This window comes from Rhodococcus sp. NPDC059234, assembly GCF_042754225.1.
GTDB lineage: Bacteria > Actinomycetota > Actinomycetes > Mycobacteriales > Mycobacteriaceae > Rhodococcus_G.
The window spans coordinates 1-23,571 of the sequence record NZ_JBHZAH010000085.1; the positions used below are offsets into that span (position 1 = coordinate 1).

General features: G+C 69.5%; 19 protein-coding genes and 1 tRNA gene. 6 read left to right on the top strand and 14 right to left on the bottom strand.

Going from position 1 to position 23,571, the window contains the following annotated elements:
* Nucleotides 1–76: 76 nt before the first annotated feature.
* From rpmE to argS, 7 genes are all read right to left on the bottom strand, one after another.
* On the bottom strand, nucleotides 77–310 hold the full coding sequence (gene rpmE, locus ACFXGJ_RS17330; protein WP_378622328.1) for a 50S ribosomal protein L31: 234 nt from the start codon (nucleotides 308–310) through the stop codon (nucleotides 77–79).
* 204 nt (nucleotides 311–514) lie between these two features.
* On the bottom strand, nucleotides 515–2,479 hold the full coding sequence (gene rho, locus ACFXGJ_RS17335; RefSeq protein ID WP_378622330.1) for a transcription termination factor Rho: 1,965 nt from the start codon (nucleotides 2,477–2,479) through the stop codon (nucleotides 515–517).
* Nucleotides 2,480–2,845: 366 nt separating this feature from the next.
* Complete coding sequence (thrB, locus tag ACFXGJ_RS17340) at nucleotides 2,846–3,778, bottom strand: homoserine kinase (RefSeq protein WP_378622333.1); 933 nt, start codon at nucleotides 3,776–3,778, stop codon at nucleotides 2,846–2,848.
* A 31-nt stretch (nucleotides 3,779–3,809) separates the two neighbouring features.
* On the bottom strand, nucleotides 3,810–4,898 hold the full coding sequence (gene thrC, locus ACFXGJ_RS17345) for a threonine synthase (RefSeq protein WP_378622335.1): 1,089 nt from the start codon (nucleotides 4,896–4,898) through the stop codon (nucleotides 3,810–3,812).
* Entirely contained in the window at nucleotides 4,891–6,204 is a 1,314-nt protein-coding gene (locus tag ACFXGJ_RS17350) for a homoserine dehydrogenase (protein WP_378622338.1), read from the bottom strand. Before ACFXGJ_RS17350 ends, thrC begins: the two co-directional genes overlap by 8 nt.
* A complete protein-coding gene (gene lysA / locus ACFXGJ_RS17355; RefSeq protein ID WP_378622340.1) occupies nucleotides 6,197–7,624 on the bottom strand; it encodes a diaminopimelate decarboxylase in 1,428 nt (475 codons plus the stop codon). Before lysA ends, ACFXGJ_RS17350 begins: the two co-directional genes overlap by 8 nt.
* A complete protein-coding gene (gene argS, locus ACFXGJ_RS17360; protein ID WP_378622343.1) occupies nucleotides 7,621–9,273 on the bottom strand; it encodes an arginine--tRNA ligase in 1,653 nt (550 codons plus the stop codon). The genes lysA and argS overlap by 4 nt, the downstream gene beginning before the upstream one ends.
* Before the next feature lie 126 nt (nucleotides 9,274–9,399).
* Between argS and ACFXGJ_RS17365 the strand changes: the two genes are divergently transcribed.
* Together ACFXGJ_RS17365 and ACFXGJ_RS17370 are read left to right on the top strand one after the other, a co-directional pair.
* The gene (locus ACFXGJ_RS17365) at nucleotides 9,400–10,299 is read left to right on the top strand and encodes a DUF3105 domain-containing protein (RefSeq protein WP_378622345.1); all 900 of its coding nucleotides are present in this window, start codon (nucleotides 9,400–9,402) and stop codon (nucleotides 10,297–10,299) included.
* The gene (locus ACFXGJ_RS17370) at nucleotides 10,292–11,059 is read left to right on the top strand and encodes a DUF305 domain-containing protein (protein WP_378622349.1); all 768 of its coding nucleotides are present in this window, start codon (nucleotides 10,292–10,294) and stop codon (nucleotides 11,057–11,059) included. Before ACFXGJ_RS17365 ends, ACFXGJ_RS17370 begins: the two co-directional genes overlap by 8 nt.
* A gap of 18 nt (nucleotides 11,060–11,077) precedes the next feature.
* Here ACFXGJ_RS17370 and ACFXGJ_RS17375 read toward each other — a convergent pair whose 3' ends face one another.
* The gene (locus ACFXGJ_RS17375) at nucleotides 11,078–13,495 is read right to left on the bottom strand and encodes a phosphoketolase (RefSeq protein ID WP_378622351.1); all 2,418 of its coding nucleotides are present in this window, start codon (nucleotides 13,493–13,495) and stop codon (nucleotides 11,078–11,080) included.
* Nucleotides 13,496–13,645: 150 nt separating this feature from the next.
* Between ACFXGJ_RS17375 and ACFXGJ_RS17380 the strand changes: the two genes are divergently transcribed.
* Nucleotides 13,646–13,718: transfer RNA gene (locus ACFXGJ_RS17380), tRNA-Arg, on the top strand.
* A gap of 75 nt (nucleotides 13,719–13,793) precedes the next feature.
* Here the strand turns inward: ACFXGJ_RS17380 and ACFXGJ_RS17385 are convergent.
* The 6 genes from ACFXGJ_RS17385 to ACFXGJ_RS17410 form a co-directional block, all read right to left on the bottom strand.
* The gene (locus ACFXGJ_RS17385) at nucleotides 13,794–14,162 is read right to left on the bottom strand and encodes a nuclear transport factor 2 family protein (RefSeq protein WP_378622354.1); all 369 of its coding nucleotides are present in this window, start codon (nucleotides 14,160–14,162) and stop codon (nucleotides 13,794–13,796) included.
* Nucleotides 14,163–14,263: 101 nt separating this feature from the next.
* On the bottom strand, nucleotides 14,264–15,316 hold the full coding sequence (locus ACFXGJ_RS17390) for a TIGR03617 family F420-dependent LLM class oxidoreductase (protein ID WP_378622356.1): 1,053 nt from the start codon (nucleotides 15,314–15,316) through the stop codon (nucleotides 14,264–14,266).
* 11 nt (nucleotides 15,317–15,327) lie between these two features.
* Complete coding sequence (locus ACFXGJ_RS17395) at nucleotides 15,328–16,443, bottom strand: 3'(2'),5'-bisphosphate nucleotidase CysQ (protein ID WP_378622359.1); 1,116 nt, start codon at nucleotides 16,441–16,443, stop codon at nucleotides 15,328–15,330.
* The gene (gene cysC, locus ACFXGJ_RS17400) at nucleotides 16,440–18,311 is read right to left on the bottom strand and encodes an adenylyl-sulfate kinase (protein ID WP_378622362.1); all 1,872 of its coding nucleotides are present in this window, start codon (nucleotides 18,309–18,311) and stop codon (nucleotides 16,440–16,442) included. The genes ACFXGJ_RS17395 and cysC overlap by 4 nt, the downstream gene beginning before the upstream one ends.
* Nucleotides 18,311–19,237: a sulfate adenylyltransferase subunit CysD gene (cysD, locus tag ACFXGJ_RS17405; protein ID WP_378622364.1), complete on the bottom strand. Its 927-nt coding sequence runs from the start codon at nucleotides 19,235–19,237 to the stop codon at nucleotides 18,311–18,313. Before cysD ends, cysC begins: the two co-directional genes overlap by 1 nt.
* 95 nt (nucleotides 19,238–19,332) lie before the next feature.
* Nucleotides 19,333–20,304 (bottom strand): IclR family transcriptional regulator, encoded by a 972-nt coding sequence (locus ACFXGJ_RS17410; protein ID WP_378622367.1) that lies wholly within the window; start codon nucleotides 20,302–20,304, stop codon nucleotides 19,333–19,335.
* 91 nt (nucleotides 20,305–20,395) lie between these two features.
* Between ACFXGJ_RS17410 and ACFXGJ_RS17415 the strand changes: the two genes are divergently transcribed.
* The 3 genes from ACFXGJ_RS17415 to ACFXGJ_RS17425 are packed head-to-tail and all read left to right on the top strand — an operon-like array spanning nucleotide 20,396 to nucleotide 23,516.
* Nucleotides 20,396–21,580: a hypothetical protein gene (locus ACFXGJ_RS17415; protein ID WP_378622371.1), complete on the top strand. Its 1,185-nt coding sequence runs from the start codon at nucleotides 20,396–20,398 to the stop codon at nucleotides 21,578–21,580.
* Between the two features lie 3 nt (nucleotides 21,581–21,583).
* On the top strand, nucleotides 21,584–22,366 hold the full coding sequence (locus ACFXGJ_RS17420; protein ID WP_378622374.1) for an SDR family oxidoreductase: 783 nt from the start codon (nucleotides 21,584–21,586) through the stop codon (nucleotides 22,364–22,366).
* Between the two features lie 13 nt (nucleotides 22,367–22,379).
* On the top strand, nucleotides 22,380–23,516 hold the full coding sequence (locus ACFXGJ_RS17425) for a sulfotransferase family protein (protein WP_378622376.1): 1,137 nt from the start codon (nucleotides 22,380–22,382) through the stop codon (nucleotides 23,514–23,516).
* Nucleotides 23,517–23,571 lie beyond the last annotated feature (55 nt).

The following is a 23,571-nucleotide window of genomic DNA, read 5'->3' on the forward strand; positions in this document are numbered from 1 at the left end:
GGGCCCGGCCGGATGATAGTACAAAAAAGCCGACGCCCGGCCTGCAACGAACACAGGACGGGCGTCGGCGATACAGCTAGCTGTCGGCTTCGGCCTTCTTGCCGGCACGCTTGCCGTAACGAGCCTCGAAGCGGGCAACGCGTCCGCCGGTGTCGAGGATCTTCTGCTTGCCGGTGTAGAACGGGTGGCACTGCGAGCAGACCTCGACGTTGATCCGTCCGGACTCCTTGGTGCTGTGGGTCTCGAACGTGTTACCGCAACCGCAGACGACGGTGGTCGCCACGTAGTTGGGGTGAATTCCTGCCTTCATGGTGTCCCTTTCAGTGGTCGCCGGGTCGCCTTCGACTGTCGAAGCCGTGAACCGGAACCGGACATGGTTGTACTTGCACGCGGCGAGTGCCTGATGCGCGATGTTTCATTCTGCCAGAGGCCTCGCACGTTCTCCTAAACGACCCCGGGCCGGGTTCTGTTCCCGCGAAGGAACAGGCCCGGCCCGAGATCGTAGAGATGCCAACTAGTCGTTGTCGCCCATCGCGCCCGGTGCGGTCTTGGAGACCTCCATCAGGAACTCGACATTGCTCTTCGACTTCTTGAGCCGATTGACAAGCAGGTCGATGGCCTGGTGGGTGTCGAGACCCGAGAGCACGCGGCGCAGCTTGTGCACGACCGCGAACTCGTCCGGGTTCATCAACAGTTCGTCCTTGCGGGTGCTGGACATGTTGACGTCGACCGCGGGGAACACCCGACGCTCGGCGATCTTGCGGTCGAGCTTGAGCTCGGCGTTGCCGGTGCCCTTGAACTCCTCGAAGATCACCGTGTCGCCGGTGGAGCCGGTCTCGACCAGCGCAGAGGCGATGATCGTGAGCGAGCCGCCGTTCTCGATGTTGCGGGCCGCGCCGAGGAACCGCTTCGGCGGGTACAGCGCGGTCGAGTCGACGCCGCCGGACAGGATCCGTCCCGAGGCGGGCGACGAGTTGTTGTACGCACGTCCCAGTCGAGTGATCGAGTCCAGCAGGACCACCACGTCCCGACCGTTCTCGACCAACCGCTTGGCCCGCTCGATCGCGAGCTCGGCAACCGAGGTGTGGTCTGACGGCGGGCGGTCGAAGGTGGAGGCGATGACCTCACCCTTGACCGAGCGCTGCATGTCGGTGACCTCTTCGGGTCGCTCGTCGACCAGAACCACCATCAGGTAGCACTCGGGATTGTTGGTGGCGATAGCGTTCGCGATGTCCTGAATCACCGTCGTCTTGCCCGCCTTCGGAGGCGAGACGATCAACGCGCGCTGACCCTTGCCGATCGGCATGACCAGGTCGATGACGCGGGTGGAGATGATGTTCGGCGTCGTCTCGAGCCGCAGCCGCTGATTGGGGTACAGCGGGGTGAGCTTGCCGAACTCCGGACGACGCCTGGCCGCCTCCACGTCGCCGCCGTTGACGGAGTCGATGCGCACCAGCGGGTTGAACTTCTGACGCTGGCTACCGCCGGCCGACTCGCCCTCGCGGGGCACGCGGACCGCACCGGTGATGGCGTCGCCGCGACGAAGGCCGTTCTTGCGGATCAGGTTCATCGACACGTAGACGTCGTTCGGTCCCGCCAGGTAGCCGGAGGTCCGCACGAAGGCGTAGTTGTCGAGCACGTCGAGAATGCCGGCGACCGGCTGCAGGACGTCGTCCTCGCGGATCTCGGGCTCGCGCTCGTTGCCGCCGCCCTCGCCGCGGTCGCGTCCACGACGGCGCTCGCGGAACCGGCGGCCGCGACGGCCACGGCCCTCGCCGTCGTCCTCGCCCCCGCGGTTGTCCCGACCGTCGCGCGGGCCGTTGCCGCCCTGGTTGCGGTCACCCTGGTTGCGGTCGCCCCGCTCGCCCTGGTTGCGGTCGCCCCGCTCACCCTGGTTGCGGTCCCGGCGATTGCGCTCCCCACCCTGGTCCTGACGACCGCCCTCCTGGCGGCCGCCCTGACGCTCGGCGGGCTGCTCGGCGGCGGGAGCCGCGGCCTCTGCCTGCTCGGCACCGCCCGCGGGCCGGGAGGCACCACGACGCTGGCGTCCCCGGCGACCGCCCTGCTCACCCTCGGCGGCAGGCTCGGCGTCGGCGCGAGCCGGCTCGGCGGCGACCGGCGCGGAAGCCGGTTCGGCGCTGCGGGTCTCGGCCGGAGCGGTGGCAGCGGGCGCAGCCGCGGGGGCCTGCGCCTTCGCGGTCTTGGCCGGGGCCGAACCGCCCTGACGCTCCTTGATAGCGGCGATCAGGTCGCCCTTGCGCATCCCGGAGGTGCCCTTGATGCCCAGCTCGCCGGCGAGTCCGCGCAGTTCGGCGAGGACCATCCCGGACAGTCCGGCGCCACGGCGCGCGTCGGCCCGCTTGGTCGCGGCAGCAACGGCCGGGGCCGGGTCTGAAGATTGTGAACCGCTGGCCTGGCTCGTCGCGGCGGAAACCGCAGTATCGAGTTCAGGAGTGGCGATCAGGTCCGTATCGGTCACGGAGATCCTTTCCTTCCCTCGCTCGCGCGGCGCAAAGTCGAGGGTTCGTCCCGCAGCTCATTTGATGAACTCGGATGTGCCGGACATGTTTCGAGAATGTCGGGCCGTCCGCCCCACGTGGCCTGACAAGCAGGAACGTTCCGAACCTCCACCGCAGAAGATTCGCGAGAGGTTCGGGCCAGGAACGGATACTCCGAGAATCGGCGCTTCCGCGATGCGAAAGCTCCAGAATTCGGGAGAGATTGCCCTGGTAGAGCACCGGCGACTGACACGCACGATGGGCGGACGCCCTCAGGATAGCCGTGAACCCGGTTCGCGGCAAGAATCTCTGCCTTCGGCGTGCCGCGCGACACCCGCCGACCGAACTCAGCTGACCTGTACCCCGTCCGCGACCTCGAGGTCGAGCACGGTCATCCCCTCCGACTCCGCGAGTTCGCGCAACGCATCGGGGAACGGCTGGGTGGTCAACGCCAGCACGGTCGGGCCCGCACCCGAGACGACCGCCGCGATGCCGTGCTCGCGCAGCGTCGCGATCCACCGGGTCGTGACCGGCAGCGCCGGGGCGCGCTGGCTCTGGTGCAGCCGGTCCTCGGTTGCGACCATCAGCAGGTCGGGCCGGCTGGTCAGCGCGACCACGGCGAGCGCTCCCCGGCTGACGTTGAAGGCGGCATCGGCGTGCGGGACCACGTCGGGCAGCAGCCCGCGGGTGTGCGCGGTCGACGACCGCTCCGTCGGTACCAGCACGACCACCCGGATGTCGGGGTGCACCGCCAGACGCACCGCCGAGAACACCCGCGGTCCGTCGCAGGTCGCGGGCTCCTCGCTCCAGGACACCACCGCGCCGCCGAGCACGCTCGCGGAAGCGTTGTCCGGATGCCCCTCGAACTCGGACGACAGCTGCACCAGCTGCTCCGCCGTCAGCGCCAGCGCCGGATCGAGGAGGGAGGCCAGGCCGTTCGCCGCGGCCAGTCCCCCGACCCCGGCGGAGGCGGACGATCCGAGGCCCCGCGAATGAGGAATCACGTTGCGGCACACCACGTCCAGGCCGCCGGCCCAGACGCCGGCGGCCTCGAGTCCACGCTCGATCGCGCGAACGACGAGGTGGGTCGGACCCCACGGCACGTCGTCGGCGCCCTCGCCCTCGACTCGGACGGTGAGCCCGCCCTCGGTGGTGGTGACCGTGATCTCGTCGTAGAGACCCAACGCCATGCCCAGTGTGTCGAACCCGGGACCGAGGTTCGCCGTCGATGCGGGCACCCGTGCCGTCACCGTGAGCCCGGTCGGCAGGGTCTGAGTCATGGCGCGCTCCGCGATCCTCGAACTGACCAACTCAGACCAGCTCGAGTGCGGCGGCAACCGCCACCGGGTCGACCGGGATCGGCTGCACAGCAGGCATTCCCGCCAGCGCCGTGTCGGGATCCTTGAGTCCGTTGCCGGTCACCGTGCACACCACGGTCTGCCCGGCGTCGAGCCAGCCCTCCTTGTGGGCGGCGAGCAGGCCGGCCACCGAGGCCGCCGACGCGGGCTCGACGAACACGCCCTCGGTGCGGGCGATCAGCCGGTAGGCCTCGAGGATCTCCTCGTCGGTGGCGGCGCGGAAGACGCCGTTCGACTCCTCCTTGGCCGCGACGGCACCTTCCCAGGACGCGGGCGAACCGATGCGGATGGCGGTCGCGATGGTCTCGGGGTCCTTGACCGGCGCACCGTGCACCAGCGGCGCGGCACCGGCGGCCTGCACGCCGAGCATGCGCGGACGGACCGAGGTGATGCCGTCGGCGTAGTACTCGGAGTAACCGCGCCAGTACGCGGTGATGTTGCCCGCGTTGCCGACCGGAAGGGCGTGGATGTCGGGGGCCTTGCCCAGCGCGTCACAGATCTCGAACGCGGCGGTCTTCTGCCCCTCGATACGAACCGGGTTCACCGAGTTCACCAGGCCGATGGTCGGGAACTCCGCGGTGGTCTTGCGGGCCAGTTCGAGGCAGTCGTCGAAGTTGCCCTCGACCTGGATGATCTTCGCGCCGTGCATGACCGCCTGGGCGAGCTTGCCCATGGCGATCTTGCCCTGCGGCACAAGCACCGCGCAGGACATGCCCGCCACGGCCGCGTAGGCGGCCGCCGATGCGGAGGTGTTCCCGGTGGAGGCACACAGCACCGCCTTCTGCCCACGCGCGAGCGCGTCGGTGACGGCCATCGTCATGCCGCGGTCCTTGAAGGACCCGGTGGGGTTGAGGCCCTCGACCTTGAGGTGGACCTCGCAGCCGGTGAGCTCGGACAGGTGCGTGGCGGGCAGCAGCGGGGTGCCGCCCTCGCGGAGGGTGATCGTCTTCCAGTCCGCCCCGATCGCGAGACGGTCCCGGTACGCCTCGATCAGCCCCGGCCAGGGCTTGTGGACGGGCGAGTGCTGACGAGGGCTATTCACTGGAACCTTCCAATCGGAGAACGCTGGTGACTGCGGTGACGAAGTCGAGTTTGGCAAGGGCGGCAACGGTTTCCGAGAGGTCCTCGTCGCGAGCCCAGTGGGTGACGACAATCAGCCGCGCGCCGTCGCCGGCCCCCTCCTGCCGCACCGTCGAGATGCTCACGTCGTGCTTGGCGAACTCGGCGGCAACCGCCGACAGGACACCGGCGCGATCGGCGACCTGCATGTTGACGTAGTAGCGCGTCGGGATGTCGCCGATGGGCGCGATGGCGAGGTCCGCGTACTTGGACTCGCGCGGTCCACGACCGCCGTGCACCTTGTTGCGGGCGGCCATCACGAGATCGCCCATCACGGCGGACGCGGTGGGTGCGCCGCCCGCGCCCTGGCCGTAGAACATCAGCCTGCCTGCCGCCTCGGCCTCGACGACGACCGCGTTGAACGCACCGTTCACGGAGGCGAGCGGGTGCTCGAGCGGCACCAGCGACGGGTAGACGCGGGCCGAGATCCGCTCGTTGCCTGCATCGTCGGTGAGGCGCTCACAGATCGAGAGCAGCTTGACCGTGCAGCCGAGCGACTTCGCCGCCTCGAGGTCCGCGGAGGTGATCTTCGAGATCCCCTCCCGGTAGACGTCGGCCGCGGTGACCCGGGTGTGGAACGCGATGGACGCCAGGATCGCGGCCTTCGCGGCAGCGTCGAAGCCCTCGACGTCGGCGGTCGGATCGGCCTCGGCGTACCCGAGTCGGCCCGCCTCGGCGAGCGTGTCGCCGTAGTCGGCGCCGGTCTCGTCCATGGCCGACAGGATGAAGTTGGTGGTGCCGTTGACGATTCCCGCGACCTTGTTGACGCGGTCACCGGCCAGCGACTGGGTCAGCGGACGGATCACCGGGATCGCACCCGCGACGGCCGCCTCGAAATACAGGTCGGCGCGCTGCTTCTCGGCTGCCTCGGCGAGTTCGCCGGTGTAGTCGGCCAGCAGCGCCTTGTTCGCGGTGACCACGGACTTGCCCGCATTGAGCGCGGCCAGAATGAGCTTGCGGGGCACCTCGATGCCGCCGATCACCTCGACCACGATGTCCACGTCGTCCCGCGCAACGAGCGAGTCGGCGTCGGTGGTCAGCAGATCCGCCGAAACCCCCCGGTCGCCCTCGATCCGGCGCACCGCGATTCCGCGGAGCACCAGCGGCGCACCGACCCGGGACTCGAGGTCGCGGGCGTGCTCGCGCAGGATCCGCACGACCTCACTGCCCACGTTGCCGAGGCCGAGGACCGCCACGCCGATAGGGGCGGCGCCGTTCGGTTCAGTCATCTTGCTGTACCTCCAAGCTGAGCAGATCTTCCACTGTTTCCCTGCGCAGGACGAGTCGGGACTCGCCGCCCTTGACCGCAACCACGGCGGGTCGGGTCAGCAGGTTGTAGCGGCTGGACATCGAGTAGCAGTATGCGCCAGTGGCGGCGACCGCGAGGAGGTCTCCGGCACCGACGTCGTCGGGCATCCAGGCATCCCGGATGACGATGTCACCGCTCTCGCAGTGCTTCCCCACCACCCGGGCGACGACGGGATCCGCCTCGCTGGTCCGGGAGACCAGGCGGCAATCGTACTCGGCCTGATAGAGCGAGGTGCGGATGTTGTCGCTCATTCCGCCGTCGACGCTGACGTAACGCCGAGTTGCGTTGCCGTCCAGGCGGACGTCCTTGACGGTGCCGACCTCGTACAGCGTCACCGTGCCCGGTCCCGCGATCGCCCGGCCGGGCTCGACCATCAGTGTCGGCGCCGGCAGTCCGGCGGCAGCGGACTCGGTCGCGACGATGTTGTCGAGCTTCGCGGCCAGGTCGTCGACCAGCGGCGGGTCGTCGCTCTCCAGGTAGGAGATGCCGAGGCCGCCACCGAGATCGACGATCGAGACCTGCTCGGTCCGGTCCGCGCCGAACTCGTCGACGATCTGACGGAGCAGCCCGATCACCCGGTGCGCGGCCAGCTCGAAGCCGTCGACCTCGAAGATCTGCGATCCGATGTGGCTGTGCAGTCCGACCAGGCGCAGGTGTTCGGCGGTGAAGACCTTCCGCACGGCGTCCATCGCGGCGCCACCGGAGAGCGAGAAGCCGAACTTCTGGTCCTCGTGGGCGGTCGCGATGAACTCGTGGGTGTGCGCCTCCACACCGACCGTGACGCGGATCAGGACGTCCTGCACCACACCGGATTCACGGGCGATCGCATCGAGCCGGTCGATCTCCTGCATGGAGTCGAGAACCACGTGCCCGACGCCCGCGGACACCGCGGAACGCAGTTCGGCGAGGGACTTGTTGTTGCCGTGCATGGTGATTCGCTGCGCCGGGAACCCCGCGTGCAACGCCACCGCGAGCTCGCCGCCGGAGGCGACGTCCATCGACAGTCCCTCGTCGGCCACCCATCGGGCGATCTCGACGGACAGGAACGCCTTGGACGCGTAGTGCACGCGCTCGGCGGATCCGAAGGCGCGCGCCATGTCCCGGCAGCGGGACCGGAAGTCGTCCTCGTCGACGACGAACAGCGGCGTGCCGTACCGCTGCGCCAGCTCGGTCACCGACACGCCGGCCAGGCGCACCACCCCGTCGTCGCCCCTGGTCGCCCCCCGCGGCCACACCGCCGCGGGCAGCGCCGTCAGCGCGGCCGGCGTCGCGGGCCGCGACGGCAGTCCGGGAGCGTGCTGGAGGTCGGCGTGCCGGGGTCCGGCGGGATGCGCGCTCACATCCGCTCCGGTGCGCTGACGCCGAGCAGGCCGAGACCGTTGGCGAGCGTCTGGCGGGCGGCCCCGCACAGCGCGAGGCGGGCGGTGTGCAGGTCGCCGGCCGGCTCGTCGCCCTGCGGCAGCACCCGGCACTCGGAGTAGAAGCGGTGGTACGCGCCCGCGAGTTCCTCGAGGTATCGCGCGATGCGGTGCGGTTCGCGCAGGTCGGCGGCGGCGGTCACGACCTTCGGGAAGTCGCCGATCGTGCGGATGAGCTCGCCCTCCCGCTCGTGGGTCAACAATTCCAGCTTCGGATTGTCCGTCACGAGGCCGAGTTCCGCGGCATTCCGGCCCAACGAGGCCAGCCGGGCGTGCGCGTACTGCACGTAGTAGACGGGATTCTCGCTGGTCGTGCTCGCCCACAGTTCGAGGTCGATGTCCAGGCTCGAGTCGACCGAGGACCGGATCATCGCGTACCGGGCCGCGTCCACGCCGATCGCCTCGACGAGGTCGTCGAGGGTGATCACGGTGCCGGCGCGCTTGCTCATCTTCACCGCGACGCCGTCGCGCACCAGGTTGACCATCTGTCCGATCAGCACCTCGACGGTAGCCGGGTCGTCGCCGAACGCGGCCGCGGCGGCCTTGAGCCGGCCGATGTATCCGTGGTGGTCGGCGCCGAGCATGTAGATGCACAGGTCGAAGCCGCGCGAGCGCTTGTCCTGGAAGTACGCGATGTCGCCGGCGATGTAGGCGGCGTTGCCGTCGGACTTGATGACGACGCGATCCTTGTCGTCACCGAAGTCGGTGCTCTTGAGCCACCAGGCACCGTCCTCCTCGTAGAGGTTCCCGCTGGCCTTGAGGGTGGCGACGGCGTTCTCCACCGCTCCCGACTCGAACAGCGAGTTCTCGTGGAAGTAGACGTCGAAGTCGGTGCCGAACTCGTGCAGCGTCCGCTTGATGTGGTCGAACATCAACGCGACACCGATCGCCCGGAACGTCTCCTGCTGATCGGTCTCCGACAGCGCGAGGGCGTCGGGGCGCTGGCGCAGGACCTCCGCGGCGATGTCGGCGATGTAGGCGCCCGCGTAGCCGTCCTCCGGCGCGGGCTCGCCCTTCGCGGCGGCGATCAGCGAGCGGGCGAACCGGTCGATCTGCGCACCGTGGTCGTTGAAGTAGTACTCCCGCGTGACCTCCGCGCCCTGAGCGCCCAGGATCCGCCCGAGGGCGTCGCCGACCGCTGCCCAGCGGGTGCCGCCGAGGTGGATCGGGCCGGTCGGGTTCGCGGAGACGAACTCGAGGTTGATCCGGGTGCCTGCCTTCGCCGACGAACTGCCGTAGCTCTGGCCTGCGGCGATCGCCTTCGCGACGATGGCGCCCTGAGCGGCCGCAGCCAGGCGGATGTTGAGGAATCCGGGTCCGGCGACCTCCGCGGTCTCGATGCCGTCCGTCGCGGTCAGAGCCTCGGCGAGCCAGGTCGCGAACTCCCGCGGATTCACTCCGGCCTTCTTGCCGACCTGCATGGCGACGTTGCTGGCGTAGTCCCCGTGTTCGGGGTTGCGCGGACGCTCGACGGTGAGGGTCGCGGGCAGCACGCTGGCGTCGAGGTCGCGGTCGGTGAGGACCTTCGCGGCAGTGACACGAAGGAGTTCGGCAAGGTCGGCGGGAGTCACAGGTATCTATCCTATGGTCTGGCCATTCAAAGCCTGCGCTCAGGCACGGAACGTAGAGTGGGTTCGCCCACGGGGGCCACCCCCGTACACCGAGACTGTGTCACTCGACCGAAAGAGCGCTCACCGATGCCCAGCGGTTCGGACAATCGCGGCGCCCGCAACAGCGGCGCCAAGTCAGCCAAGGCGATCAAAGCCGCCAAGAAGAGTTCGGGCGGCGCCAAGCCGAGAGCGGGAGCGCCCAAGCGACGCGAAATTCCCTGGTTGACCATCGGCGCGGTGATCGCCGTCCTCGCCCTGCTCGGCCTGCTCGCCGTGAACCTGGTCCCGAAGTACCAGGACAAGGCTGCGGCCGACAAGTTCGCCCCCAGCGCCGACAATCCGGACCCGTCCACGTCGATCGACGGCGTGGTGAAGAAGGACTACCCGGCCGCGCTGCACGTCTCCGCCACCCAGCGCGTCGCGTACGACCAGAGCCCGCCCTACGGCGGTCCGCACGACGCGACCTGGGCCACCTGCACCGGCATCGTGTACCCGAACGCCATCCGCACCGAGAACGCGGTGCACTCGTTGGAGCACGGCGCCGTCTGGATCGCGTACAACCCGGACAAGGTGTCGGGCGGGGACCTGGACACCCTGAAGTCCAAGGTCGACGGCAAGTCGTACATGCTGATGTCGCCGTACCCGGGCCTCGACTCGCCGATCTCGCTGCAGAGCTGGGGCCACCAGCTCAAGCTCGACGGCGCCGACGACCCGCGGATCAACGAGTTCGTCGCGGCCCTGCGTCTGAACAACTTCGGCGCGTACCCGGAGAAGGGCGCGAGCTGCTCGACCATCCCCGGCGCCTTCGACCCGGACAACCCGCCCGCCTTCGATCCCACTCCCCCCGGCCCCGACGCGGTGTCGATGGACGGCAAGGGTCTGACCCCCGACACCTCGGAGACCGGCGGCGGCGCGCCGGGCGGCATGCAGGTTCCGCCGGTCGCGCCGGCACCGGCTCCGGCACCGGCCCCCGCGGGCAATGGCTGAGTCGGCAGGTCCCGATCCGACGGACGTCGATCCGGTCGCTGCCGGATCGGGCAGCGGCGCGCGCAGTCAACGCACCGCCCTGGCGGTACTCGGGCTGATCGCGGCGATCGCGATCGGCTTCGGTCTCGGGTTCCTCGCGAACCAGTTCCTGCACGACGACCAGCCCGCGACGCCAGCCGCGGGCTCGGTCGACGTGGGCTTCGCTCAGGACATGACGGTGCACCACAACCAGGCGGTCGAGATGGCGGCGATTTCCATCGCCAACGCCTCGGATCCGATGGTCCGGGACCTGGCGTACGACATCCTGACCACGCAGCAGAACCAGATCGGCCAGATGACGGGCTGGTTGTCGCTGTGGAATCAGCCACTGCTGCCGACCGGCGACTACATGGCGTGGATGACGTCGGATGCCGGCGGGCACGGGATGTCGGGCCACGCCGGCATGGATCACGGCGCCGCGTCGTCGGCGACGACCACCGGTTCCCAGTCCGGCTCGGCGACGATGCCCGGCATGGCCAGCTCCGAGGACATGGCGGCCCTGCGTCAGGCTCGCGGCCCGGCTGCCGACGTGTTGTTCCTGCAGCTGATGCTGCGTCACCACCAGGGCGGAACCCCGATGATGGAGTACGGCGCCCAGCACGCGGAGGTGCCGACCGTCCGGGCCCTCGCGCAGACCATGGTGGACACCCAGCAAAGCGAATCCACGCGGATGACTCAGCTGCTCACCGAGAAGGGCGCGGCCCCGCTGCCGATGAACTGATCGACCCGACCGGTCCGTTCACCGTTCGGTGGGGCGCCGGGTCGATCCCCACGTCCAGTCGCGCACCTCGGGCATGTCCTCGAGGTGCGCGACGACGTACGGCCCGTGCCGCTCGAGCTGACCGCGGCAGTACCGCGCGAGCTCGTCGCCGTGCTGGGGCACCCGTCGGGCACGGCGCAACGCCTCGAGCACCAGGTGGTACCGGCTCATCCGATTGAGCACCACCATGTCGAACGGGGTGGTCGTCGTGCCCTGCTCGCTGAACCCGCGGACGTGGAAGCGGTCCGCGTTCGGCCGGCCGTGCAGCAGCTCGTGCACCGCGCGCGAGTACCCGTGGAACGCGAACACCACGTCGGTGTCCTCGGTGAACAGCTCCGCGAACGTCGAGTCCGTGAGTCCGTGCGGGTGCACGTCCTCGGGCATCAGCGCCATCAGGTCGACCACGTTGACCACCCGCACCCGCAGGTAGGGAACCCACACGCGCAGCAGCTCGGCCGCGGCCAGAATCTCCTGGGTCGGCACGTCCCCGGCCGCCGCAAGCACGACGTCCGGCCGGTCCGGTCGGGCGGCCCCGTCGTCCGCGTCGTCCTCGGTCCCCGCCCACTGCCACACCGAAGCGCCTGCGGCACAGTGCCGGTCGGCCTCGGCGAGACTCAGGTACTGGAGGTGCGGCTGCTTGTCGACGACGATCAGGTTGACGTGGTCGGTGCTGCGCAAGCAGTGGTCGGCGATCGAGAGCAGCGTGTTCGAGTCCGGTGGCAACCAGATCCGGACCACGTCCGGCGCCAACGGGATGGCGGCGTCGATCATCCCCGGGCCCTGGTGACTGAACCCGTTGTGGTCGTTGCGCCAGCAGGTGCTCGTCAGCAGCACGTTCAACGAGGAGACCGGTTCCCGCCACGACAGTGTCCGCGCATGCTGGAGCCATTTGGCGTGCTGGATCAGCATCGAGACGCTGACCATCGCGAACGCCTCGTAGCTCGCGAACACCCCGTGTCCGCCCGCCAGCAGATATCCCTCCAGCCACCCCTGGCAGAGGTGCTCGCTGAGCACCTCCATCACCCGGCCGTCGGGCCCGAGCCCGTCGTCGAAGTCGGTGACGGGCAGCTGCCAGCAGCGGTCCGTCACCTCGAACACCGCCCCGAGCCGGTTGCTCGACGTCTCGTCGGGGCAGAACAGCCGGAAGTCGCCACCGCCGTCGGGGCGAGTGCCCTCGGCATGGATGTCGCGCAGCAGCTCGCCGAGCACCCGCGTGGTCTCGTGGACGGTGGTCCCCGGCGCGGGCACGTCGAGGGCGTACCGATCGAGTGGCGGCACCTGCAGCGGCCGGCGCAGCCGCCCGCCGTTGGCGTACGGAGTGGATCCCATCCGCTTGTCGCCGGCCGGCGCGAGGGCCGCGAGTTCGGCTGCCAGCGTGCCGCTCTCGTCGAAGAGCTGGTCCGGCCGGTAGGACCGCATCCACCGCTCGAGCTGTGCGAGGTGGTCGGGGTTGGTGCGCACCCCGGACAACGGCACCTGGTGGGCCCGGTGGGTGCCCTCGACCAGGACACCGTCGACGGTGTGCGGACCCGTCCAGCCCTTGGGGGTGCGCAGCACGATCGCCGGCCACCGCGGCGTGCCCGCGACGGTTCCGGCTCGGGCCGCCCGTCGGATCGCGGTGATCGTCTCGTGCGCATCGTCCACCGCGGCCGACAGCGCGCGGAACACCAGCCTCGGGTCGTCCCCCTCGACGAAGACCGGCGCCCACCCCTGACCGGAGAGGTAGTCGGCGACGTCGGAGTCGGCGCTGCGCCCGAGCACCGTCGGTCCGGCGATCTTCGCGCCGTTCAGGTGCAGGATCGGCAGCACCGCGCCGTCGCGGCGCGCGTTGAGGAACGCGGGCAGCTTCCACGAGGCGGACAGCGGGCCAGTCTCGGCCTCACCGTCGCCGATCACGCACGCGACCAGGAGATCGGGCCGGTCGAACGCGGCTCCCGCGGCGTGCGCGAGCGCGTAGCCGAGTTCGCCGCCCTCGTGGATGCTGCCGGGCGTCTGCACGCTCACGTGGCTCGGCACTCCCCCCGGCGTAGAGAACTGCCGACACAACCGGGCGATCCCGGCCGCATCCATGCTGACCTGCGGATAGACCTGCGAGTACGTGCCCTCGAGGTACGTGGCCGCCACCAGCGCCGGGCCGCCGTGCCCCGGACCGGTGACGTACAGCCAGTCCGCGTCGGTACGGCGAATGTGCCGGTTGAGCACCGCGTAGATCGCGGAGAGCCCGGGACTGGTCCCCCAGTGCCCCAGCAACCGAGGTTTGACGTGCTCGGCCCGGAGCGGTTCCCGCAGCAAGGCGTTGTCCTGCAGGTAGATCTGGGCCACCGTCAGGTAGTTCGCGGCAGCCCACCAGCGAAGATCGAGGTCGAGCTCGGCGTCGGAGTAGTGCTGATCGGCCATCGGCTCTAGCCTTCCGGTTCCGTGGATGGAGTCCAGACGTGCTGTGGGTCGGCGTACCTGGGATTTTAACGTGCCGGGGGTGCGAATATGGATTCCGGCGGCGCATGCGCTACGCTGAGCCAGCCCAAACGGCACACCGGTTTCCGGTGGGCCCCCGTAGCTCAGGGGATAGAGCGTTCGCCTCCGGAGCGAAAGGCCGCAGGTTCGAATCCTGCCGGGGGCACTCGTTTTTCGAGTGCGCCACAGCTGAGAAAACCCCCGTCGACGACGTCGACGGGGGTTTTTCGCGTGGTTCGGGTCAGCTCCCGAGCGCGGCCAGCGGCGCCATGTCGAAGTAGTCGCGCCAGGCCGCGATCTTGCCGTCCTCCGTGATCTCGAAGACGCCCGTCACCGGCAGTTCGATGGTCTTGCCGTTGACGGCGAACACGTCGACACGCTCGTTCATGACGATCGATCCGCCCGAGACCTGCCGCTGGATCCGGAAGTCGATGCCCCCGAACCCGCCGACGAAGCCCGCGATGAAGTCCCGAATGGCGGCCTTGCCCGTGACCGGCTCCATCGGAATATTGTGGTAGACAGCATCTTCGGTGAAGTACTCCGCGATCTTGTCCGGGTCGGGCTGCGCCCAGCCGGCACAGAACTCGGTGACGATGGCCTCGGGGTTCATGAAACTCCTTCTCTCGGTTGATGCGCCTTCGGCGCCCGTGCGCGGTGGTCACCCCCGCTGGGGTGAAGATCGCGCACAGTTGTCCTTCGTGCAGTTGCGTGTCACTCGCGCAGTTGCGCGACGACCCCGGCCATCAGGGCGTCGTGCTCGGGGTCGCGGGGCAGGGCCAGGGTGACGCCGTCCACCAGCCCGCCGACCCGGCCCCGGATCACCTCGGCTAGCCGCGGGTACGGCGCCGTGGGCAGCATGACGTCGAGCACCTCGTCGGTCACGACCTCCCGCAGCTCGGACCAGCTGTCGCGGCGAACCATTCGCGCGAGCGGCTCACGCAGATCCGCGAGGCCGCAGCGCTCGAGTTCCCGGTGGTAGGCCGGGGTCGAGTACAGGAACGCGAACAGCCGGCGCTGACGTTCACGCTCGACGGACAGCTCGGCGTCGGTGGCACCGGTGATCACCTGGACGCCCGCGACCAGGTCGAGGTCGTCGCGCGTGCGGCCGACCGCCGACGCCCCCTCCGTCAGCGCGGGCACGCAGTCCTGCTCGAGGTACCGGGGACTCGAATTGGTCGGATGGGTGACGAATCCGTCCGCCAACTCCCCCGCCGTCAGGCACATGCCACGCCCCACCCCGCCGAGATAGATCGGCGGGGTGGCGGCGGTCGGGTCCGGCCCACCGGACAACCCGGGCCCGGCTCCCTCGTGGGGATTGAAGTACGGCTGCATCCGCAGGAAGCGGTAGTGCTTGCCGTCGAAGGGGGTCAGCTCACCGGTCCGGAAGGTCTCGAACGCGGCACGCACCACCTGCACGTACTCACGCATGCGCGCAGCGGGCTCCGACCACGGCATCGCGTACCGCTCCTCGATGTTCTGGCGGATCTGGCTGCCCAGCCCCAGATGGAAGCGCCCGCCGGACACCGCCGCGAGGTCCCAGGCGGTGTACGCGGTCAGGACGGGACTGCGCACGAACGCGAGCGCGACGGACGTGCGCACCACTATGCGCGACGTCGCCTGGAGCGCCTGTAGCGCCAGCAGGAACGGGTCGTGCACCGTCTCGGACACGTGCATGCCGTCGTATCCGGCGGCCTCGACCCTCCTGGCGTAATCACCCATCTCGGACAGACCCAGCCGCGGATCCGTGCCCGCGTAGACCTTCACGCGCGCCCCGCTCAGGAGCCGTGCGGTTCGATGATCGCGGTGATCGCCGAGATCTCCGCGCCCGAGACGGCGAAGTGCTCGGTGATCGACACCGTGAGGGTGCCCTCGCCGGACCGCATGTCGAGCAGGAAACGGGCCACCACGTTCGGCCCCCACTCGCTCAGCCGCAGTTCGCGGATCCCGGTGATCGGCTGGTACTGGTGACCGTGCTCGAGTTCGTGACGGATCTCCGCTCCACTGCTCCCGGTGCGCTGACCGTTCTCCACCCGGAGGCAGTTCTCGGCCAGGCGCACCTTCGAGGCGTCGTGGGTCACGAGCGAGCCCAGGTACTCCCGGGCCAGTGCGATCGACTGGCTGCCCTGCTCGGACGTCAGCGTCGCAATCTCGCCCAGCAGCGTGTCCGCCAGCTCGGGACGGCAGATGAGCAGGTCGGGCAGATAGGGGCGGGTCTCGTTGTAGCGCAACTCGCTACCGTCGACCCGGGAGCAGTGCAGCCCGGCAGCCTGTGCCACCCCGACCGGTGCCGCGGAGTCCCACTCCCACTGCCCGCCGGCGTGCACGTACGCGTCGGCCTCGCCGCGCAGGACCGCCATCGCCTTGGCCCCGGCCGAGCCCATCGGCACGACCTGCGCGTCGACCCGCTGCGCCAGCTCGGCCACGAACGCGGGCGGGCGGCTGCCGCTGACCAGCAGGCGCAGCGGTCCGGGCAGGCGCTGGGCGAGTCCGAACGCGCCGGAGGTGTACACGGCACCGAGCGCGGGCTGCGCGACCGCCGCATCGGTGATGCCGTGGCCACGCTGCCAGAGCGCGACGTGGACGGCCCAGTCCGTGCGCCCCGGCAGCCCGTACTCCTTGGATCCGTCGAGCGGGTCGATGATCCACACTCGGTCCCGGTCGAGTCTCGTCAGGTCGTCGGCCGATTCCTCGGAGAGCACGGCATCGGCGGGACGGCCCGCAGCGAGGAGGTCGAGCAGGAGCACGTTCGCCTCCCGGTCGCCGCGCCGGCCCAGCTCCCGCGACTGCGCCGGGTCGAGCGGCGTGGTTCCGAGCTCCCCGGCCCGGATCTCGGTCAGCAGTTCACCTGCACGGGCGGCCAGGTCTGCGGCGAATTCAGCGTCGGCGTTCATGAACTCAGATATTCCACGATGAGGGCGGCCTGCGCAGTCGGATCGCCGTCCTCGGGGGTCAACACCAGCTCGGCGTGCTCGGGCGCCTCGTACGGGTCGTCGATACCGGTGAATCCGGTGATCTCCCCCGCCCGCGCCTTCGCGTACATGCCCTTCGGGTCGCGAGCCTCGCACTGCTCGATCGGAGTGTCGACGAACACCTCGACGAACCGGATTCCGGCCGCCTCGTGCTCGGCCCGGATCCGGTCGCGATCACGCCGGTACGGGCTGATCAACGAGGCCACCGCGACCGTCCCCGAGTCGGCGAGCAACTGCGCGACCGCCCCGACGCGGCGCACGTTCTCGGCCCGGTCCGCGGCCGAGAAGCCGAGGTCGGCGTTGAGTCCGTGCCGCAGGTTGTCCCCGTCGAGCCGATAGGCGGGCACCCCAGAGGCGACGAGTCGCCGTTCGAGTTCGACTGCCACGGTGGACTTCCCGGACGCGGAGAGTCCGGTCAACCAGATCGTGGCGCCGCGGGTGGCCCGCTCCTCGCGGGAGACCTCGGCGGCGTGCCAGACCACCTTGGACTCCTTGAGGGTGGGCCCGGTGATCATGCCGGCGGCGACGGTGTTCCCGGTGGACTCGTCCACCAGGACGAAGCTGCCGGTGACCCGGTTGCGACGGTACGGGTCGAAGAGCAGCGGCTGCTGCGTACGGAGCTGAACCCGACCGATCTCGTTGAGCGACAACGACTGCGCCGACTCGTCCCGGTGCAGGGTGTTCACGTCGAGCCGGTAGTCGAGGCGGGCGACCAGCGCCTTGGTGGAGGCGGTGGTGTGCAACAGCGTGTACCGGGCGTTCTCGTCGAGCGAGGCCTGCTCGGTGAGCCAGCAGACCATCGCGTCGATCTCCTGGCCGACCAGCGGGCGGTTGTTGGGCCGGCACAGCGTGTCACCGCGGCTGACGTCCAGGTTGTCGGCGAGGGTGATGCACACCGCCGACGTCGCGAACGCCTCGTCGACCGGCGACCCGCCGGGGCCGTAGACGGCCTCGATGGTCGAGGTGAAACCCGAGGGCAGCGCGACGATCTCGTCGCCGGGCTTGAACACGCCGCTGGCCACGGTGCCCGCGTAGCCGCGGAAGTCGTGCAGGTCCGCGTCGGTCTGCTGCTGCGGCCGGATCACGTACTGCACCGGGAACCGGGCGTCGATGAGGTTCCGGTCCGACGCGACGTGCACCTCCTCGAGATGGTGCAGCAGCGACGACCCCTCGTACCAGGGCATGTTCTCGGTGCGGCTGACGATGTTGTCGCCCTTGAGCGCGGAGACCGGGATGAAGGTCAGGTCGTGCACGTCGAGTTTGGTCGCGAACTGCCGGAACTCCTCGCGGATCTCCTCGAAACGCTCCTGCGACCAGTCCACCAGGTCCATCTTGTTCACGCAGAGCACCAGGTGCGGGATGCCGAGCAGCGTCGAGAGGAAGGCGTGCCTGCGGGTCTGCTCGAGCACGCCCTTGCGCGCGTCGACGAGGATCAGCGCCAGGTCGGCGGTGGAGGCGCCGGTGACCATGTTGCGGGTGTACTGCTCGTGCCCGGGGGTGTCGGCGATGATGAACTTGCGACGCGGGGTGGAGAAGTAGCGGTGCGCGACGTCGATCGTGATGCCCTGCTCGCGCTCGGCCCGCAGGCCGTCGGTGAGCAGCGCAAGGTCGGTGTGCTCGTCGCCGCGTTCGCGGCTGCTGCGCTCGACCGCCTCGAGCTGGTCTTCGAAGATCGACTTCGAGTCGTAGAGCAACCGGCCGATGAGCGTCGACTTGCCGTCGTCGACGGAGCCGGCGGTGGCCACGCGGAGCAGTTGCAGGGTGTGCGGGTGCGCGCTGGGCTGCGACATCAGAAGTACCCCTCCTTCTTGCGGTCTTCCATCCCTGCCTCGGAGATGCGGTCGTCGGCGCGGGTGGCGCCGCGCTCGGTGATGCGACTGGCGGCCACCTCGGTGACCACGGCGGCGGCCGAGTCCGCGGAGGACTCGACGCAGCCGGTACAGGTGGCATCGCCCACGGTGCGGAACCGGACGAGTTCCTCGTACGGCTCCTCGCCCGGCAGCAGAGTCAGGAACCGTGTGTGCGCCAACAACATCCCGTCCCTGGGCACCACCGGCCTGCGGTGCGCGTAGTAGATCGACGGCAGCTCGATGTCCTCCTCGAGGATGTACTGCCAGATGTCGAGCTCGGTCCAGTTCGACAACGGGAAGACCCGGATGTGCTCGCCCTTGCGGTGCCGTCCGTTGTAGAGGTTCCACAGCTCCGGCCGCTGTGCACGCGGGTCCCACTGCCCGAACTCGTCCCGGAAGCTGAACACCCGCTCCTTGGCGCGGGCCTTCTCCTCGTCCCGGCGGGCGCCGCCGAACACCGCGTCGAACCGGCCGTCCCGGATTCCGCGCAGCAGGGCGTGGGTCTGCAGCCGGTTGCGGCTGGCCCGGGGCCCGGTGTCCTCGGTGACGCGGCCGGCGTCGATGTCGTCCTGCACGCTCGCGACCACCAGTCGCAGGCCCAGCCGTTCGACAGTCTGGTCCCGGTACTCGATGACCTCGTCGAAGTTGTGGCCGGTGTCGACGTGCATCACCGCGAACGGCAGCGGCGCCGGCCAGAAGGCCTTGGCGGCGACGTGCAGCATCACCACCGAGTCCTTTCCGCCGGAGAACAGCAGGACGGGGCGCTCGAAGGTGGCGGCCACCTCACGGAAGATGTGCACCGCTTCCGCCTCGAGCGCTCCCAGGTGGGACAGCTCGTAGGCCGGTGGGGCAGGTCGGGTTGTCATGTGCGGCTCCTCGACTGGATCGGGGTCCGAGCGTCGGTACATTTTTGTACCGGGGCGGTTCGAAGTTGAAGTCTGAGCCGACAATAGAACGCGTTCTAGGTCGGGTCAATCCCTCCGCCGACCGACGACGGGCCCGGATCACCGCGCCGGTCCGGCCACCGCCCACCGACCTCCGCCGTCACCGCGTCGGCCGCCGCCGCGAGGGCCTTCCCCCGGCGTTCGACCTCGGCGCCGCTGATCGACGAGCCCACGTCCAGGGTCAGGACCAGCGACTGATGCCCGTCGGCGTCGTAGGCGGGCGCGGCGATCAGGCTCACCGGATACTCGGCGTCGACGGCCAGCTCACGCCCCACATACACCCGCTCACCCAGGCTCGAGACCATCTCGCCGAGCAGCTCGCGGATCTGGGACGGCAGGTCGTGCCCGGCGACACCCTGCATGAGCGAGAAGAGCCTGCGCCCCATCGGGGTCAGCCGCTCGACGAGGTAGCCCGCATCGCGGCAGTCCTCGACGACCTCGCGCAACAGGTCGCGATCGAGCACCACCGGCAGCGTAGGTTCGCGACGCAGCCACGCCTCCAGTTCGTCGTCGGCCCCCCACAGCACGTACATGAGCCCCACCGGGGGCGCGAACGGGTACGCCTGCCCCACCTTGACGGCCGTCCGCCCGACCGTCATGCCGGGCGGCGTGGCCACCTCGAGGATCATGATCCGGTCGCCCACCACCGCGGACGCCGTGCAGACGGTCCCGAACTCGGCGGCGAGCCGGTCGAGGTGGGCGCGCGCGATCGGGCCGACCGCGAACCCACGCTGCGCCGCCCGCCCGGCGGCGATCAGCGCCGGGCCGAGCCCGTAGGTCTTCGACGCCGGATCGCGGGTGAGGTAGCCGCCGGAGACCAGCGCGGAGAGGATGCCCAGGCAGGTCGGCTTGCTGATCGTGAGCGCGCGGGCGAGCTCGGACAGGCCGAACCGCTGATCCTGGCGGGCGACCAGGTAGTCGAGCACCTGCACCACCCGCTCGGTCGGGGGCGAGCGGCGCCCGGCGACGGTGTCCTGCTCTTCAGCCATTGACCACTCCTTAGAACGCGTTCTATTGTCGGACCATCACTTGTCTACCACCTAGGTACATATTTGTACCACCTGAACGCGAGGAGCGGGAGTGCTGACAGACCCACTGGCCGAGGCGATCGCCGAGGCCGAGAAGCTGATCGAGGCCGCGCCGCACATTCGGTCGGAACAGGACCTGCTCGAGGGCTACCAGTACCTCGCCGGCGGCATCCTGGCCTGCGTCCATGCCGCCTGGGCCACCGAGAAGACGCATCCGGGCTTCATCCAGGGCACCGGCCCGTACACGAAGATGGGCCTGGACAACCCGGACACCCTCTACTTCGGCGCCCGCGTCAACGACGACGCCGAGTACGTCGTCACCGGAACCCGCGGCACCACCTGCGATCTCAGCTTCCAGGTGCTCAGCGGCAACTACACCGACTCCAACGTGCCCGGCAGCGACGCCGCCTTCGACGACCGCGCCATCGACATCGACGCCGACGGCAACTTCGAGGTCCGGTTCGGGCCCGCCGGCGGGGAGTGGGCCGAGAACGCGACCGGGCGCCGCAACCACTTCACGCTCGCGCCCGGCGCGTCACAGCTGGTGGTGCGCGAGGTCTACAGCGACTGGGCCCAACGGCGCGGCACCGTCCGGATCGAGCGGGTGGACCGGAGGGGCGTCCCGTTCGACGCCCTCACGCCCGAGGAGACGGCCAAGCGCTACGCCCGCGCCGGCAAGGCCCTGGTGAGCAGGGTCAAGACGTGGCTGCAGTTCCCCGAGTGGTTCTACCTCAAGCTGCCGGTGAACACGATGACCGAGCCCCGGCTGACCCCGGGCGGGCTGGCCACCCAGTTCTCCTCGGTGGGGCACTACGAGCTCGACGACGACCAGGCGATGATCATCACCGTCCCGAAATCCGATGCGCCGTACCAGGGATTCCAGCTCGGGAGCATGTGGTACATCTCGCTGGACTACACCGGGCACCAGACCTCGCTGAACAACACCCAGGCCCAGGTCGACCCGGACGGCATGATCCGCATGGTGGTCGCACAGCGCAATCCCGGCGTCACCAACTGGATCGAGACCGTCGGCCACCCGCGCGGCATCCTGCAGTTCCGCTGGCAGCGCACCTCCCGGGAGTTCACCCCGGCCGACGGGCCCACCGTCGAGGTCGTCGCCATCGACGAGGTCGCCGCGAAACTTCCCTTCCACGAACAGAACAAGATCACGCCGGAGGACTGGACCGCCCGCATCGCGGCGCGTCAGGCCGCCGTCGCCGACCGGATGTTGGGGTAAGACATGAGCACTCTTCTGCAGGACAAAGTCGTCGTCGTCTCCGGGGTCGGGCCCGCGCTCGGCCGCACGCTTGCGCTGCGCTGCGCCGAGGCCGGGGCCGACCTCGTGCTGGCCGCACGCACCCAGTCCCGGCTCGACGAGGTCGCCAAGGAGGTCACCGACCTCGGCAGGCGTGCCGTGACCGTGTCCACCGACATCACCGACCAGGCGTCCGCCGAGAACCTGGTCGCCGCCAGCGTCGAGGCCTTCGGCCGGGTGGACGTGCTGGTCAACAACGCGTTCTCGATTCCGTCGATGAAGCCGCTTGCCCGCACCGAGTACCAGCACATCCGCGACAGCATCGAGCTCACCGTGCTCGGTGCGCTGCGGCTGACGCAGCTGTTCACCCCGGCCCTGGAGGAGAGCAAGGGGTCGGTGGTGAACATCAACTCGATGGTGCTGCGCCATTCCCAGGAGCGCTACGGCAGCTACAAGATGGCCAAGGCCGCGCTGCTCGCGATGTCGCAGTCGCTCGCCACCGAACTGGGCCCCAAGGGAATCCGGATCAACTCGGTCGCGCCCGGGTACATCTGGGGCGACACCCTCAAGCAGTACTTCGAGCACCAGGCGAAGAAGTTCGGGATCACCGTCGAGCAGATCTACGAGCACACCGCGGCGGCCACCGACCTCAAGCGGCTGCCGGAGACGGAGGAGATCGCCGACGCGGTGATCTTCCTGGCGTCCTCGATGGCCAGCGCCATCACGGGGCAGTGCCTCGACGTCAACTGCGGCGAATTCCACCACTAGAAAGTCGGGACAGATGACTGAACGCACCACCGTCGGCACGGTCGAGGACCTGCACGCCTCGGCGACCCGGATGACCGGCCTGACCGACTTCGGCGTCGACGACTACACCGAGGCCCTCGGCGTCCTGCTCGACTCCTACGCCCGCGACGAGGACCTGACGCCGTTCGGCAGCAAGATCTCGCGCGTCTTCCTGCGCGGCGCGCTGGTGGCGCGGCTGCTCAGCGAGGCCGCCTGGAAGCAGCACCCCGAGCATGCCGAGGTGGCGATCGAACGTCCGATCTTCGTCACCGGTTTGCCCCGCACCGGCACCACCGCCCTGCACCGACTGCTCACCGCGGACCCCGGCCACCAGGGCCTGGAGATGTGGCTCACCGAGATGCCGCAGCCACGGCCGCCGCGGGAGAGCTGGGACTCGAACCCGGTGTTCCAGAAGATCGAGGAGTCGTTCAGCCGGCACCACATCGATCACCCCGAGTTCATGGGGGTGCACTACATGTCGGCAGGCGAGGTCGAGGAGTGCTGGCAGCTGCTGCGCCAGACGTTCAAGTCGGTCTCCTACGAGTGCCTGGCGAACCTGCCGACGTACTCGAAGTGGCTCGAGGGCCAGGACTGGACCAACGCCTACGCGCGGCACAAGAAGAATCTCCAGCTGATCGGCCTGCCCGACCGCGACCGCCGGTGGGTGCTCAAGAACCCGAGCCACCTGTTCGCCCTCGACGAGCTGCTCGCGGTGTACCCGGACGCACTGATCGTGCAGACGCACCGCCCGCCGACGACCATCATCCCGTCGGCGTGCAGCCTGGCCGAGCAGGCCACCGAGGGCTGGTCCAACACGTTCAAGGGCGAGGTGATCGGCCGCGGTCAGCTCGAGTTGTGGGCTCGCGGGCTCGAGACCTTCAACGCCGCTCGTGCCAAGCACGATCCGGCGCAGTTCGTCGACGTGGACTACGCGGACTTCGTCGCCGACCCGCTCGGCACGGTCGAGGGCATCTACTCCCGCTTCGAGCTCCCCCTGTCCTCCGCCGCCCAGCAGGCGATGGAGTCCATGCACGAGGAGTCTCGCTCCGGCGACCGCAAGCCCGCGCACCGCTACACCCTCGAGGAGTTCGGCCTCACCGCGGCCGAGGTCGAGGAGCGCTTCGCCGGCTGACCGACCGCGGCCGACGCCGCCGCGTTCGACGATCGGGCCGGTCCTCGACCAGGCT

What these genes read in the sequence shown, in the direction of transcription:
- rpmE (WP_378622328.1), bottom strand. Translation starts at nt 310, where the DNA reads ATGAAGGCAGGAATTCACCCCAACTACGTGGCGACCACCGTCGTCTGC.
- thrB (WP_378622333.1), bottom strand. Translation starts at nt 3,778, where the DNA reads ATGACTCAGACCCTGCCGACCGGGCTCACGGTGACGGCACGGGTGCCC.
- ACFXGJ_RS17350 (WP_378622338.1), bottom strand. Translation starts at nt 6,204, where the DNA reads ATGACTGAACCGAACGGCGCCGCCCCTATCGGCGTGGCGGTCCTCGGC.
- ACFXGJ_RS17365 (WP_378622345.1), top strand. Translation starts at nt 9,400, where the DNA reads ATGCCCAGCGGTTCGGACAATCGCGGCGCCCGCAACAGCGGCGCCAAG.
- ACFXGJ_RS17370 (WP_378622349.1), top strand. Translation starts at nt 10,292, where the DNA reads ATGGCTGAGTCGGCAGGTCCCGATCCGACGGACGTCGATCCGGTCGCT.
- ACFXGJ_RS17375 (WP_378622351.1), bottom strand. Translation starts at nt 13,495, where the DNA reads ATGGCCGATCAGCACTACTCCGACGCCGAGCTCGACCTCGATCTTCGC.
- ACFXGJ_RS17385 (WP_378622354.1), bottom strand. Translation starts at nt 14,162, where the DNA reads ATGAACCCCGAGGCCATCGTCACCGAGTTCTGTGCCGGCTGGGCGCAG.
- ACFXGJ_RS17395 (WP_378622359.1), bottom strand. Translation starts at nt 16,443, where the DNA reads ATGAACGCCGACGCTGAATTCGCCGCAGACCTGGCCGCCCGTGCAGGT.
- cysC (WP_378622362.1), bottom strand. Translation starts at nt 18,311, where the DNA reads ATGTCGCAGCCCAGCGCGCACCCGCACACCCTGCAACTGCTCCGCGTG.
- cysD (WP_378622364.1), bottom strand. Translation starts at nt 19,237, where the DNA reads ATGACAACCCGACCTGCCCCACCGGCCTACGAGCTGTCCCACCTGGGA.
- ACFXGJ_RS17410 (WP_378622367.1), bottom strand. Translation starts at nt 20,304, where the DNA reads ATGGCTGAAGAGCAGGACACCGTCGCCGGGCGCCGCTCGCCCCCGACC.
- ACFXGJ_RS17420 (WP_378622374.1), top strand. Translation starts at nt 21,584, where the DNA reads ATGAGCACTCTTCTGCAGGACAAAGTCGTCGTCGTCTCCGGGGTCGGG.
- ACFXGJ_RS17425 (WP_378622376.1), top strand. Translation starts at nt 22,380, where the DNA reads ATGACTGAACGCACCACCGTCGGCACGGTCGAGGACCTGCACGCCTCG.